The 14,932-nt window shown below is 41.6% G+C and carries 11 protein-coding genes; 3 read left to right on the forward strand and 8 right to left on the reverse strand.

Annotation, left to right across the window (positions count from 1 at the left end):
• Positions 1-14: 14 nt before the first annotated feature.
• Both H3T75_RS03450 and H3T75_RS03455 read right to left on the reverse strand, forming a co-directional pair.
• Positions 15-1,226: an SGNH family hydrolase gene (locus H3T75_RS03450; RefSeq protein ID WP_078475743.1), complete on the reverse strand. Its 1,212-nt coding sequence runs from the start codon at positions 1,224-1,226 to the stop codon at positions 15-17.
• A complete protein-coding gene (locus H3T75_RS03455; protein ID WP_084564195.1) occupies positions 1,213-2,718 on the reverse strand; it encodes an MBOAT family protein in 1,506 nt (501 codons plus the stop codon). Before H3T75_RS03455 ends, H3T75_RS03450 begins: the two co-directional genes overlap by 14 nt.
• 701 nt (positions 2,719-3,419) lie before the next feature.
• Here H3T75_RS03455 and H3T75_RS03460 point away from each other — a divergent pair.
• The 3 genes from H3T75_RS03460 to H3T75_RS03470 are packed head-to-tail and all read left to right on the forward strand — an operon-like array spanning position 3,420 to position 5,849.
• Positions 3,420-4,427 (forward strand): cation diffusion facilitator family transporter, encoded by a 1,008-nt coding sequence (locus H3T75_RS03460; protein WP_174830261.1) that lies wholly within the window; start codon positions 3,420-3,422, stop codon positions 4,425-4,427.
• Positions 4,428-4,471: 44 nt separating this feature from the next.
• Positions 4,472-5,125 carry an HAD family hydrolase gene (locus H3T75_RS03465; RefSeq protein WP_174830260.1) on the forward strand — a complete coding sequence of 218 codons (654 nt, stop codon included), beginning with the start codon at positions 4,472-4,474 and terminating at the stop codon, positions 5,123-5,125.
• A gap of 25 nt (positions 5,126-5,150) precedes the next feature.
• Positions 5,151-5,849, forward strand: a complete 699-nt coding sequence (locus H3T75_RS03470; protein WP_041880825.1) for an aspartate/glutamate racemase family protein — start codon at positions 5,151-5,153, stop codon at positions 5,847-5,849.
• A gap of 70 nt (positions 5,850-5,919) precedes the next feature.
• On the opposite strand, the gene H3T75_RS03475 is transcribed toward H3T75_RS03470, so the two are convergent.
• From H3T75_RS03475 to H3T75_RS03500, 6 genes are all read right to left on the reverse strand, one after another.
• Entirely contained in the window at positions 5,920-6,804 is an 885-nt protein-coding gene (locus H3T75_RS03475) for an NAD(P)H-hydrate dehydratase (protein ID WP_198211053.1), read from the reverse strand.
• A 23-nt stretch (positions 6,805-6,827) separates the two neighbouring features.
• Positions 6,828-9,392: a [protein-PII] uridylyltransferase gene (glnD, locus tag H3T75_RS03480; protein WP_198211054.1), complete on the reverse strand. Its 2,565-nt coding sequence runs from the start codon at positions 9,390-9,392 to the stop codon at positions 6,828-6,830.
• A 2-nt stretch (positions 9,393-9,394) separates the two neighbouring features.
• Positions 9,395-10,633, reverse strand: a complete 1,239-nt coding sequence (locus H3T75_RS03485; protein WP_198211055.1) for a multifunctional CCA addition/repair protein — start codon at positions 10,631-10,633, stop codon at positions 9,395-9,397.
• A gap of 253 nt (positions 10,634-10,886) precedes the next feature.
• On the reverse strand, positions 10,887-12,200 hold the full coding sequence (locus H3T75_RS03490; protein ID WP_198211056.1) for an SLC13 family permease: 1,314 nt from the start codon (positions 12,198-12,200) through the stop codon (positions 10,887-10,889).
• 338 nt (positions 12,201-12,538) lie between these two features.
• Entirely contained in the window at positions 12,539-13,768 is a 1,230-nt protein-coding gene (locus H3T75_RS03495; RefSeq protein ID WP_198211057.1) for an SLC13 family permease, read from the reverse strand.
• Between the two features lie 783 nt (positions 13,769-14,551).
• Positions 14,552-14,734: a hypothetical protein gene (locus H3T75_RS03500; protein WP_084586340.1), complete on the reverse strand. Its 183-nt coding sequence runs from the start codon at positions 14,732-14,734 to the stop codon at positions 14,552-14,554.
• Positions 14,735-14,932: the final 198 nt, after the last annotated feature.

Consider the following 14,932-nt stretch of genomic DNA (forward strand, 5'->3'; position numbering starts at 1 on the left):
TGACAAAATGTTTTTTACTGTACATTTGTTGAATCGTTATCCATAGTTTGTGCTGGCAGGTTAAAGCGGTTAAAAATATTTTGGGCAATAATTTTTTGCCCGGTCACAGTAAAATGAATCCCGTCTGAACTGCGGGTTTTAATTTTTTTTCCATCGGTTTGCGTTACCGTATCATAAAATTGATCACCATTACTACCCAGCATTGCGCGGGTATCTACGACATATCCATGATTTTTGCTTACTTCATCGGCTGTAATCTGACGCAGATAAATCATTTGCTCATTCAATTTCTGTTTTCTCATACTTGGCGGAGTCAGCCACAAAACGGTGACCTGATGCTGTCGAGCACTATCCATAATCGTTTTGATGTGGTTGCGGTAAATACTTTCCCATTGAGGAGATGCGAAGCTGACAAATCTGCTGCCGTTATGCGGATCAGGAATATCCCATGGATCATTAGGACCAAGAAACATAACCAGTATTTTGATATGCGGATTATTATCCAGCGTATTTGCAATAGTTTGCGGCCAGTTAAAAAAGCTCGGATAGGTTAATCCGGTACTCTGTTTGCTCAGGTTAATGGTTTTAATACCATAAACATCACTGAGCCATTTTTGCACATGCGGTGCCACTCCCTGCATTAATGAATCACCGGCAAAAAACACTTCATCAGCAGCTATAAGCGTAAAGGCTGCTTTCATATCATTTTCTTTTGCTGCTTTTTTCTGGGCTAACCGATGCTGTTCCTGTGCAAGTTTTAGTTGTTGCTGCAATTTGGCTTTATAGCTGTCCGTATAGGCATAATTATCATTAAAAGCAGTGATGATGCTGAGGTTAGCAGACTTGATATACTGATTAAGCTGGCTGACACCGTTATTAAGTGTTTCGCCGGCATGGCTGCCTGTTTGCCACCATGTCTGCTGTTTCAGGTTCGTTAAAATACTATTGCTGTGGTAAGTTTGCTGATAATAGGCGATGACAGAATTTTGCATCAGCCAAAGTGAAATAGTTGCAGTGATGAGAAAGAATAGTAAAACAAAACGAAATTGTTGTTTATTACTTTTCTTTGGGCGCTCTCTGGTTTCTGTTTCTTCACTTGCAACGACAATAGGTACGGTCGTGATGGTTTTTACACTAACATCTGTTATTTCCCTGAACTGGGAAAACTTTTTTTTACTTCCCTTTTTGCGGTAAGAAGGCACGCGGCGATATTTAGAAATTGGCATAGATAAATCCCGGAATACCAGCCGGCGCACAGATTAATACCAGAACCACTAACAGTAATAAAGGAAGAATCAGACGGTATCGTGGCAAAGAATCCGCGCGCTTGTATAACATATTGGTAAATTTTGCCAGAAATGGATACAGTGTCCATGCCAGCAATAACAAACTAAAAAAATAAAACGGATTGGTACTCAGAGGTACATTAATATTGTTGTAAAGCAATGCGTGTAACAAAAGCATAGCATCGTTAAGTGTAGGTGCGCGGAAAAAAATAAAACAAAAACATACAAAATGTATAGTCACAACTATGCTGACAATTTTAGCTGGCCGGCTACTTTTACTCAAAGCGTCGCGAGCTTTATTCAATTCACAATGACGCAGACGACTGTACAGCCAGTCGCCCAGATTAAGCAAGATCATCCCGGCTGCATGCAATAAGCCCCAGATTAAAAAATGCCAGCCTGTCCCGTGCCAGATTCCGGATAATGCCATCGCTATCAGCAGGTTAAGCTGAGTGCGAGCCATTCCATGTCGGCCGCCGCCCAATGGAATATAAATATAATCCCGTATCCAGGTTGATAAGCTGATGTGCCAGCGCAGCCAGAATTCGCGGATATTGTGTGCCAGTAATGGTGTGCGGAAATTTACCGGAAGGCGAAATCCCAGTAGCAGCCCCATCGCAATCATCAGGTCACTGTAACCGGAAAAATTAAAAAACAGCTGAACAGTATAGCCATATATGGCAGCCAGTATTTCCAGACTATGATATTGCATGGGATTGGCAAATACCGGATCTACCCAGTTGTCGGCAATCCAGCCGGACAGCCACCAGTTTTTCATTAAAGCCATTACAATCAGACACAATGCCAGAGTAGGTGCCAGAATTCTGCGGCGTTGCGGAGTATAGATTTGTGTTGCCATGCCGCAGGGCTGTTTATATATATCCGTTAACCCGCGTGCATCGTAGGCGCGTGCAATCGGGCCTGCAGTAATAGTAGGGAAAAAAGCCAGATGCAGGGCCAGACCCGGTAATGTAAAAACTTTACCGGCAGGCTGATTGTGACATCGCTCCTGATAAAGCGAAACCAGATAGCTGATGGCCTGAAATGAGTAGTAGGACAGTCCCAGCGGTAATATGATACCCGACAGCCAGTCGGAACTCAGTTTCAAACTTTCCAGGCCATAGCTGACAGAGGTGCGGAAAAAATCAAAATACTTCCATAATGCCAGATTCAGAATAGTGCATATGATTGCAGTTATCAGCCATATTCTGGGTTTAGCGGCATGAACTATTCGTACAGATGTGGCATAAATAAATACCGTAAATAGCAGTAATGCAATTAGTGCCTGTATTTTTCCGCACAAATAAACAATCAGATAACTGGTGCACAGTAAAAGCAGATTTTGCAGTTTCGGTTTGCTGCCCAACAGCCAGTAAAGACAGAAAAAGACAATAAATGAAAGGCCGAATTCAATAGATATAAAACTAAACATGAAACAGATAAACAGTCAGAAAGTAGTGATTGTTAAACCATGCCAAACATAAATAATAAGAAAAGCAACAGTTGAGAATCAGTTAATTCATGTTTATGCTTAAATCCGGATTATTTCCGGCAGCTAATATATGCATACAATATTTGTTTTGTAAAAGCATATAATCAATCAATGATCCGGTATTATGAATAAGCTTACAAAAAATCTCACATTACCAGAATAAACAAGTATTCTCAGTGTGAATGAAAAATACATATTCATAAAATATAAACACTGCAAACCGGAATATGTATTCTTTTCGCTTAATCTGAATTGGCTGTCAATTCTCAAGTCTATTAATGATTCAGTAGCTCACTGAACATGACTTGTACATACAAGTATTTTACCTTGATATGTGAAACAATGTAAGGAAATTAATAAATAAAAATTTATTATTTAAATAATAAACATATTAAAAATATTTACTGCTTTTGCTGATATCAATATTTCTCCGCACGAAGCCAGAGTAAACACCGGCAAAATTTCTGTGTTTTCTGCTATTATCAAATTATGTAAAAAATTTATTGCCGGTATGTATATAAATATTAACTATGGATTCCAGAATGATCTGAGCTGAAATCTGCTGATATTCACATTTGACTTTTACCATATGTCAGGGTTTAACGTATTAAATGGTATCAGACAATATTTAAAGGAATACTATGCACGACCACGACCACGACCACGACCACGACCATAACCATACACATGAGCATAAACATGATGAAACTCATCATCACCATCATCACCTTGGTGCACATAGTGCAGATAAAAAAGTTTTAAGTATTTCACTGCTGATTATCGGTGCATATATGGTGGTAGAGATTATTGGCGGCTGGTTAACCAATAGTCTGGCACTGCTGTCGGATGCTGGTCATATGTTTTCGGATGCACTGGCACTGGCACTGTCGTTAATCGCATTTCACCTGAGTGAGCGACCGGTAAACGGTCGGCAGACCTTTGGTTATAAACGCTTTGAAATTATTGCGGCGGCAGTAAATGGTCTGGCGCTAATGGTAATTGCAGTCATGATTGTTTATGAAGCCATAGGTCGTTTTGTTAATCCGCCGGATATTGCTACCCGGGGCATGCTGGTTATCAGTACGATTGGTTTACTGGTAAATATTATTATTGCCTGGTATATGCACAGCAGTAGTGAAACAGAACATAATGTAAACATGCGTGGGGCGTTTTTACACGTACTGGGTGATTTACTCGGTTCGGTGGGTGCTATTGCCGCGGCTGTACTGATGATGCTGTTTGGCTGGCGCTGGGCTGACCCGGTAGCAAGTATAGTGGTAGCCTGCCTGATTGCTTACAGTGGAATCGGAATCCTGAAAACCACTTTGCGTATTCTGATGGAAGGCACACCGGATACAATTGAGCTGGAGCAGCTGGGCAGAGTGATTCAGGATATGCCGGGAATTAAAGCAGTACATGATTTACATGCATGGACCATTACCAGCAATATGAATGCTTTATCCTGCCATATTGTTGTTGATGGTACATTAACGATAACGGAAGCAGAGAAACTGGTTAATGAGCTTGCAGAAGTATTGCTCAAACATGATATACATCATGTTACAGTGCAGACAGAAAGCGCAGCACATAAACACAGCAATAATCTTTTATGCTGTATTCCTTCTGTTGCCGGTCAGCATGTTCATTAATACAATATAATCAGATTATCAGACCATATTTCAGGTAGAAAATCATGATTAAAGCTGTGTTATTTGATCTGGACGGTACCCTGGCCGATACGGCGCCAGACTTAGGGATAGCCCTTAATAATGTGCTGAAAAAGCAGAATTTACCGCCTAAAACTATGGCAGAGATTCGTCCGGTTGCCAGCCATGGTGCAGCAGGACTGATTAAACTCGGTACAGGTATGCAGCCTGATAATCCTGCGTTTGCAGCTTTGAGGCAGGATTTTATGGCTGAGTATGAACTGCATTTTACTGATCAGACAGTTTTATTTGGCGGCATCAATGAGTTATTAGAAAAACTGGCCGAACAGAACATAGCCTGGGGGATTATTACCAATAAGCCGCATGTTTTTACTGACCGTCTGGTACCAAAACTCGGATGCAGTATTGAACCGGCTGTAATCGTAAGCGGAGATACCACCAGTGCGCCGAAACCCAGTACCGAACCCATGTTCTATGCCTGCCGTCACATTGGCGTAGCTCCCGAAAACTGCCTGTATATCGGTGATGCAGAGCGTGATATGCAGGCAGGACGTAATGCCGGCATGATTACAGTGCTGGCGAACTGGGGATATATCGGTGCAGAAGATAACATATCGCAATGGCCAGCCGATTATATTGTTGAGCAGCCAAAAGAAATTCTTCAGCTATTAAGTAAATAATTTTTTAAACGAACAAGGGGAAAACATGAAAACCATTGGGTTGCTCGGTGGCATGAGCTGGGAAAGTTCTGCTGAATATTACCGCATGATTAATGAACAAGTACGTGAGCGTCTTGGTGGTACGCATTCAGCCCGCAGCATCATGTTATCTGTAGATTTTGCCGAAATCGAAGCTTTGCAGCATCAGGGACGATGGGGTGAACTGGCTGAAAATATGTGTACAGCAGCACGACAGCTGGAGCAGGGCGGAGCACAGTGTATTGTAATTTGTACCAATACCATGCATCGTATGGCTGAACAGGTACAGAATAGTATAACAATACCTTTGCTGCATATCGCTGATGCAACAGCTAAGCAAATTTGCAGCCAGAAGCTGCAAAAAGTTGGCTTACTGGGTACCGAATTCACCATGAAGCAGGATTTTTATAAAGGCCGGCTTACAGAAAAATTTGGTTTAGAGGTATTGATTCCTGATGATAAAGATTGTCAGACAGTACATAAAATTATTTATGAAGAGCTGGTATCAGGTATCATACGTGAAGAATCACGCCAGCAGTACCGCCAGATTATCCGGCGTCTGGCTGATAAGGGTGCTCAAGCCATCATTCTTGGCTGTACCGAAATTATGTTACTGGTTTCGCAGGATGACAGTCCGGTACCGGTATTTGATACTACGGCAATTCATGCTACTGCAGCAGTAGACTGGGCTTTAACAGATAAATAATGCAGTTTCCGAAATCTAAAAGCGGATAAACGGATAAAACAGATGGCTATCTAACCATCTGTTTTGTTTTTCAGATAGATTCTGTTAAACGGTTGCGCAGCCAGCGTGCAGCTGTAGCTATTTCACCGGCGCATAAACCTATAGGACCGGTATCATTGGCAGCAAGAATATCTGCCGCAGCACCATGTAACCATACTCCGGCTGATACTGCCTGCTCCGGTGGGATTTGCTGAGCCAGCAAACTGCCGATGATGCCGGCTAAGACATCACCGCTACCTGCTGTTGCCAGTCCCGGATTGCCGGTTTCATTTTGCTGTATCTGGCCGTGAGGTGAAACAACCAGACTCTGATGACCTTTTAAAACTATCCATGCTGAATATTTTTGCGCCAGCTGGCGTGCGGCCTGATAACGGTTATTCTGAATTTCATTAATACTGCATTGCAGTAAGCGTGCAGCTTCTCCCGGATGCGGCGTTAAAACAACATTTTGATTATTTTGCCTGCCAGTCAGTAAAGCAGGCTGCTGAGCAAGTAAATTCAGTGCATCGGCATCGACTACCATCATATGTTTCTGTTGCAGACATTCAGTCAGTGTTGCCAGTGCCGTAGTTGAGGTACTCAGACCACAGCCAATCACCCATGCGGTAATATCGGAACGGTGTAAAAGCCGTTCAGCGGTATTTAACATAATTTCTGGCTGCTGGCTTAGTATTGGCATTGGTAATATTGGTTGCTGAAAACCAAGCCATACTTTACCGCAGCCACAATGCAGTGCAGCTATTCCGGCCAGAATAATCGAACCGGCCATGCCTTCTGAACCACCCAGAATACCCAGCGTGCCAAACGTACCCTTATGGCTCTGAGATGGACGTTGCTGACATAATGCAGGATACTGTCTGTTTGCCTGCCGTTGCCACTGGCTGAGAATATTTTTATCAATCTGAAAACTGTTCATTACCTGTTTCCCGTTATCATTGCTTAGCGCAGTAATTGATCCAGAAGGGCATTTTTAAGCTGCAATTGCTGTTGAGTGTCGGCCAGTTGAGGTGCATATACCAGAAAACTGTCTTCTACCCGTTCATCCAGAGTAGTGATTTTGGCAAAGCGAATACTGATATTTAAATCGGATAAAACAGCAGCAATGTTGGCAAGTAAAAAACGCCGGTTTGCTGTAATAATGTGCAAGCTGTACCAGCCGGGATTATCTTCTTCATCAATACTGATTCGCGGTGCAATCGGAATATGACGGCTACGTCGGCTCAGACTGGCCGGATTACTCGCAGACATCGGCAAATTACCATTTACAAACTGATTAAGCGCCAGCTCGGTTTTATTCTGGATGGTCAGATAATCATTCGGGTTGAGATTCGGCGGAAATTGCAGAATAAAAGTATCCAGAATAAAGTTGTGTTCGGTGATATAGGCGCGGGCAGTCAGAATGTTCATCCCTGCTTCACTGAAAACCGAAGCCAGCTCAGTGAAGAGTTTCGGGCGGTTAGGCATATAAACCATCACCTTCAAGGTATCATTATCTGGCAGCATCTGGCTGTGTGCCTGAGCCTGCTGTTCGTAATTAATAATTTTTGATAAATGCCATAAAATATCCTGCCACTCATGGCGGGCAAAATAAGCCTGACCGAGAATATGCCACAATTGGCGCTGCTGTGATTCGCTGATGTGATATTGATTTAACTCATGCATTGCCTGTTGCCGGCGGTCAAGAATAGTCGTGTGCCGGTTACTTTGTTTACCATTGAGCTGATGCAGCGTGGCTTTATATAAATTTTCCAGCAAACTGGCTTTCCATGAATTCCAGATTTTCGGATTGGTGCCCCGGATATCTGCTACGGTCAGCAGGTATAAAGCAGTGAGCCGTTCAACAGTTTTAACCTGTTTGCTGAATCGGGTAATCACTTCAGGGTCCTGAATATCTTCTTTCTGTGCTGTCATTGACATCAGCAGATGCTGTTCTACCAGCCACGCCAGTAAATCGCTTTCTTCACTATCCAGAAAATGATCTTCGGCAAAGGAGCGGGCATCGGCTACGCCTTTTTGTGCATGGTCACCACCACGGCCTTTGGCAATATCATGAAACAGTGCAGCCATATACAAAATATGTTTGCGTGCAAAAGTATGCATTAATGTTGCGGCAAAAGGCAGTTCATGGCTGTGCTGTTCCATAGCCAGACGCCGCATATTGCGTACCACCATTAAAATATGATCATCTACCGGATAAATATGAAATAAATCATGTTGCAGCAGACCGACTATTTTTCCCCATGCCGGCAAATACCGGCCGAGCACACCATACAGATTAATGAAGCGCAATAAATGAGTCAGGCCCTCCCCGTGTTTGAAGAATCCGGCAAAGCATTCGCGATTTGCCGGATTCTGATAAAACTCTTCATTCACCAGCTGGTGTGCAGCCGCCCACCATACACGCAGGGTTTTTGGTGCCAGACCAATTATGTCATTGTGTTCCTGAGCAACACGTAAAATGGTAAATATATGCTCAGGCTGTTGCGAGAAAAGTTCAAGATTATGCACTGCCAGCATATTACCTACCTGATAATAATGCTGATCCAGATTAACCACTACACGCGGCAGAGAAGCATAGACGCGGTCGCGCAGCATAGGTACCAGAATACCACTGAGTTGTTTCACGCCTTTTAGTGCACGATAAAAATCATGCATTAGTTTTTCACTGGCCCGGGAATTTGCATCATCGCGATAGCCAAGATTCTGTGCTACCTGAGTTTGTAAATCAAAAATCAATCTGTCTTCAGCCCGTCTGGCAGTCAGATGCAGCTCAATACGGATTCTGGCCAGCTGTTTCTGGCAGCTCAGTAACAGCCTGGCTTCAGTTCGGTTCAGAATAGCATTTTTCATCAGCTGATGAATCTGAGGGGGTAATCCCTGAACTTTTGCCAGCCACAATAAAGTATGAATATCGCGTAAACCGCCCTGAGTAGTTTTTACATTGGCTTCCAGCAGACTGGCTTCACCGGCTGCTTTAGTATATCGTTGCCGCTGTTCCAGTATTTTACCTTCGATAAAAGCAGCCACATCCCGCTGTAAATCAAGCTGATGAATCAATTCAGCAGCCAGATCCTGCCGGCCGCATAAATACCGGCTTTCCAGTAAGGCTGAATCACCCGTTAAATCAACCCGGGCACTTTCACATAACTCATTAATTGTTCCCACCTTAGGGGCGGGCTGTAAATGGATATCCCATAATATTTGAATAAAAGCACCAATTTTTTGCTGAATATCGTCATCAATCGGATTTCTGCTGACAATAGCAATATCCATATCCGAATACGGATACATTTCGCCGCGTCCGAATCCACCTATTGCCAGCAGACACATTTCTTCGCCGGCAAACAATTCCTGCCACAGTGTGGACAGCACATCAGCAATTATTCCGGTATGCTGGCGAAAATAGACAAACGGATGCCTGCGCTGCCGGTATATTTCTGCCGCTTGTTGTTTGTGCTTGTGTAGCTTGTCCGACAACTGAGTAATAAGTGCTGAAGATGACATAATTAATAGCCGTGTGATTGAGATTGACGATATGCGTTCTGTATCGGGCGAATCTGATTCAGCCTTGCCTGATCAATTGCCTGAGCTATCTGCTGCGGTTCAGCCACTGTCCGGGCAATTGATGCTGCATCAATTGCCATTGCCGCAGACTGTAAATTTAGCCAGTGCTGTTGCTGAGGATATGGTTGATGTTCAAATCTGAGGCGTCCGCGTATATCAGCGAGGCATACACGCAAAATCTGTCTGAATCGATCCGGACGGCGTAGTGCATCGGTTTTTTTCAGAATATCCAGAGCCGTTTTGGGTTTAAGCTGGCTGACACTATGTAACCTGATATGATATTCACATACCAGTAATGCCAATTGCGCACAGGCTTTGGGTACCTGCCAGCGCCGGTTTACCGCTTCTACGGGTTTTATTCCGGCATAATCATGTCCGGGGTGGCGTGGTAATTTATCTACCGGAGTCAGTGCTTTGCCTAGATCATGAGTGAGAGCAGCATAACGTTCTTCCAGTGAATAATCATTTTCAGCAGCATATTGCAGACACAGTAAAGTATGCTCACCGGTATCTATTTCAGGGTGAAAATCAGCGCGTTGCGGTACGCCGAATAACGCATCAACCTCTGGTAAAATTACTTTCAGCGCACCGCAGGCACGTAAAACGTCTATCATCAGCCGCGGATTCTTTTCCATCAGCCCTTTAGCCAGTTCCTGCCATACCCGTTCGGCAACCAGAGCATTTACCTCACCATTATTTACCATCCGGCACATCAGTGCCATAGTTTCATCGGCTACTTTAAATCCATAACGCGCTGCAAATCGGGCAATGCGCAAGATACGTACCGGGTCTTCTGCAAAAGCAGGGCTGACATGACGTAATATACCGCAGCGTAAATCAGCCAGCCCGTTATATGGATCAATCAGATTACCCGATGCATCTTCGGCCATAGCATTAATGGTTAAATCGCGTCGTTGTAAATCCTGCTCCAGCGTCACATCTGCCGCTGCATGAAAAGTAAAGCCATTGTAACCGGCAGATACTTTACGTTCGGTACGTGCGAGCGCATATTCTTCATGAGTTTGCGGATGCAGAAATACCGGAAAATCCTTGCCTACGGGCTGATACCCGGCTTCCAGCATTTTTTTTGCATCTGCGCCAACCACTACCCAGTCGCGGTCGACCACCGGCCGCTGCAGATACTTGTCTCTTACTGCACCACCAACCAAATAAATTTGCATATAAAATATAAAAAAGTATTAACAGAAAACAGATGATCATTGTGCCGTAGTCCAATCAGCTTGTTAACTGGTTTTTTGCAAACATGCAGCTGGCAGTTCCATCAGCCAGCATTAATAAGCAAAACAGCCTTTGGAAAAAAGCAGGCTGAATCCAAACCATCTTAAAGAATATTTAACAGGCAGATAAATATCTGCTGTGCAGAAATATAAAACGCTCTGCTTTAAAGCGGAGCGTTTTTAAATAATATTGATATTACATCATCAGCGCCGGAACAATCATAGCCAGCCCGGGAAAAAACGGTACTGTAGCAAAGGCAATAATCAGTAAACGTTTAAACATCATTTCCTGCTGTTTTTCTTCGGTCACACTTACCACCAGAGTACCGGCAATATGAATCGGATTAACGACACTGAGCATAGCTGGTGCCGCACAGGCAGTCAGAATCAAAGAAATTTGCGGAGAATCGCCAAAAATCGTAAATACCATCGGAATCATCAGGCTGATAACACCTAAAGTAGAGGACTCCACATTACTCAGGAACGTAGTCAGGTAAGCGAGCATAAACAATAAAGCAATTTTACTGCTGGTCATACTGAGCAGACCTTGCTCTACCGCTTTCATTGTATCTACCTGCATCATGGTATCGATGAAAACCAGCAGACCACTAATAACCACTACAGCATTCCATGGGATTTTTTTCACAAAATCTTTACTTTGCTGCGTAAAAAACAGCATCATAATTACTGCCAGCGTCAGAGCAGTCAGACCGACATTGGCTTTAGCAAATATCACTAATATCAGAAAAATCAATACCGCAATAGTAGAACAGATTGCATAAAATGGCTGTAACTGATGGTTATCACCATTTTCCTGTTTAATTGGTTTCAGCAGTACAAAGCCTTTTTCAGGCGCTTTAGAATCACTTGTTTCGACTACTCTTTTATCCTGAAATACAATTTGCAGGGCAATAACCAGCACAAAACTGATTAACATTCCCAGAAACCAGACCAGCCACGGACTATACTCAACATGTGCTTTTTTTGCTGCATCCAGAATAACCTGACCAGTAGGATTAATAGGTGAAAGTGCACCAGTATTGGCACCAATAATTGCTGCCATTTCACAGATGAAAAATAATCTGGGATGTTTTCTGCCTAAAGCAGCAATAACCGGAACCAGCAACGTTATCGATGCCGTAGAAAAGGCACCGGCTGTCGAAATCGCAAATCCGATAAAATAGCCAATCCAAGGAACAATATTAGTGCGATGCCCCATTTTTGCGTAAATCTGATCTGTAAACCAGCTTAAGCCACCGCTTTTTTCCAGATGAGCAAAAAGTAAGGACACACCGATTAACAGCGTTACAATGGCTCCGGGAAAATGACTGAGTACATCCTTGCTGCTTAAGACTGTATTTGTATCAGAACCATCAGCAATTGCAGTTGTCGCCATAACCATTATCGCCGCAGCACTAAAACCTAAAAGACCAATATTGACATGTCGCCAGACTGCCAGAACCAAAATCACAACCAGTAATATAAGCGATAAAATTTGTGGTAAGTTCATAAAGTGTCCTGAATGGTTATTGTTTCAGAATGAATATGCTGAAAATCGCACAATAAATAACATTTGTATTTATTTCGGATTCAGAGAACTCTTCAGCCTGCAGCTAATATACGGATATCATTAAATTGTCATATAATTAGATTTAAAAAATATATATTCTTTATAAAATAATATAAAAAATCACTTTTTATGTAAAGTAAAGTATAAGATATCTTTTTTAATGTTAAATCAAAGAGAATAGATCTGTTAGTCTGAATTCAGATATCTATATACAGTACAGCGATGAGAATCCTGTAACCGGCCTTAACAGAAGCCAAACGGCAGCATTTAACTTAAAGCTAAAGCATCACTGCCGGCAAAATCATTGTTAACCCCGGAATAATCGGAACAATGAAAAAAGCAATGGTTAGCACTACACAGGCAGCCAGAATCAGCGACATATGCGCTGAACCGCCGAATATCGTAAAAATCATAGGTGTCATCAGACTGATCACACCAATAGTAGAAGATTCAACATTACTCAGACTGGTAGTTAAATACCTAATAATGAATAATAAAATTATCTGATTGGTAGTCATACCAAGTAAACGGTTCTCTAATGCATCCATGGTATGTACCGACATCATCGTACCAATAAACACCAGTAAACCACTGATTACTACCACAGCATTCCAGGGGATATTTCTGGCTAAATTTTTACTATATTCCGGAAACAATAACAGCAATAATACAGCCAGAGAAATTGCTGTTAATCCCACGTCAGTACCTGCAAATACCACCAGAGTGATAAAGAGCAATACAGATAATGTTGAGCAAATTGCATAGGCAGGATTCAGTTGTCCTTTATCATTATTATCAATGGCAACAGGTTTCAGTAAAGCCAGACCACGAGCCGGTTTTTTTCCATTCGTACTGTCCTGCATGCGACTAGGACTAAAAATTATTTGCAATACCAATACAGTACTGACACTAACTATTGTGCCCAGTAACCATAACAGCCATCCGTTAAAATTGACCTGGGCATGATTTGCAGAGTCACGAATAACCGTACCTACCGGATTAATCGGAGATAAAGCACAAGTATTGGCGCCCACAATTGCAGCGACTTCACTGATGAAGAATATTTTTGGCATACGTCTGCCTAAAGCCGCAATAACCGGTACCAGTAATGTAATTGTCGCAGTAGAAAAAGCGCCGGCTGTAGAAATAAACAAACCAATCATGTAGCCAACCCACGGAATCAGTAAAGTATGTTCACCAATTGCCTTATATACTTTATCCGTTAGCCAGCTCAGACTTCCGCTGCGTTCGAAATGCCCAAAAAGCAGCGATACACCAATGAGTAAAGTAACGATTGAACCCGGAAAATGCTCGAATACTGATTTAGAAGTCAGTAGGAGTGCCGAGCCTGGTGTTGTCGCTGAACCAGTTACCGCATAGAATTGTGTTGCTGTAACCATTACTGCGGCTGCACAAAAACCCAGTAAGCCTATATTTACATGCCGCCAGATTGATAATACCAATATCAGTACCAGCAATACCAAAGATAGTATTTGTGGAAAAGTCATAAAAAAATCCGTAATTTATAATTTTATTTAATAAATTAAATATTTAAAATGTTTAAGTTTTAATGGATCAGATTAATCATGTACTGTGTTTCTTCATGGATTAATACCTTCGATGTATGTGAACAATATATTATTTTTTCTTTAACTTTATAACTATTATCCATAACAAATATTGTTCTCTATTAATTAGCTTTATCCAGCCAAAATAATAATGATAAAAACAATATTGATGCTTATAGTTAATATAGGTTTTAAATATCTGTACAGCCGTAAAGTAAAGTAATTTATCAGACAAACTTAAAAATTAAATTTTGATTCAGATAGTATTTGAAACCGGATATTAATATTTATTAATAAAAAACATAAACTAAGCATAAAAATAAAATAAAGTACATCAGTTTCGGTGTTGCATATTTATGCTGAACGTTTATCCGGATTCGGAGCAAAACCAGTTTAGTTTGTCTGTTTTAAGCGGAAATATTGAATCAGAGAATAAAAATAGCTTGATATTCAAAGAAGATTTGATGATTCAGATGGAACTTTGATAAAACAAAATAAACAGATTAATATCAAAGTATTCCATCAATTCGTACTGTTGTAAGATTTTTTTTCTGAAAAAAGCGGCAAATAATATCAATTGATATAAGACTGATTTTTCTAATCAAGTAACATGATCAGGATTAAATAAAAGAAAGCTGCCTGATTACATTGATACAAGCTGTAAATATAGTTTATCCGAAAAAATACATATATGTATTCAGACAGCTTAATAGCAGAAAATATTTAATGTTTACCGTCAGGAGTCCTGTTTTTTAATTTCCAGGTATTACCCGGATGCTGGGTTGGAGGTGCTTTTTCATGGTCTTTAATCGTGGCAAAATTATCCAGCTCATGGCCATGCTGATCAACTTCCTGATAAATCCCGCCATTGGTTCCGGAGTTATCGCCGGGTTTCAGATTGCTCATATACAACTCCTTTTCAATAATTACCGTGAATCTACGGTAGCTTTATTATTCTTTTAAATTTTAAATAATACAAGTACTTAACTATAATTTAATTAGCCAGAATTAAATTAACACAGTAAATTCCATTAAGGTAATGAAAAGTAAATTGCTTAGTGCTAATACTGCCATAATAATGTCGGTTCTGCTTATACCGGATAA

Origin of the sequence: Snodgrassella sp. W8135 (genome assembly GCF_016101225.1) — a bacterium.
Taxonomy (GTDB): domain Bacteria; phylum Pseudomonadota; class Gammaproteobacteria; order Burkholderiales; family Neisseriaceae; genus Snodgrassella; species Snodgrassella alvi.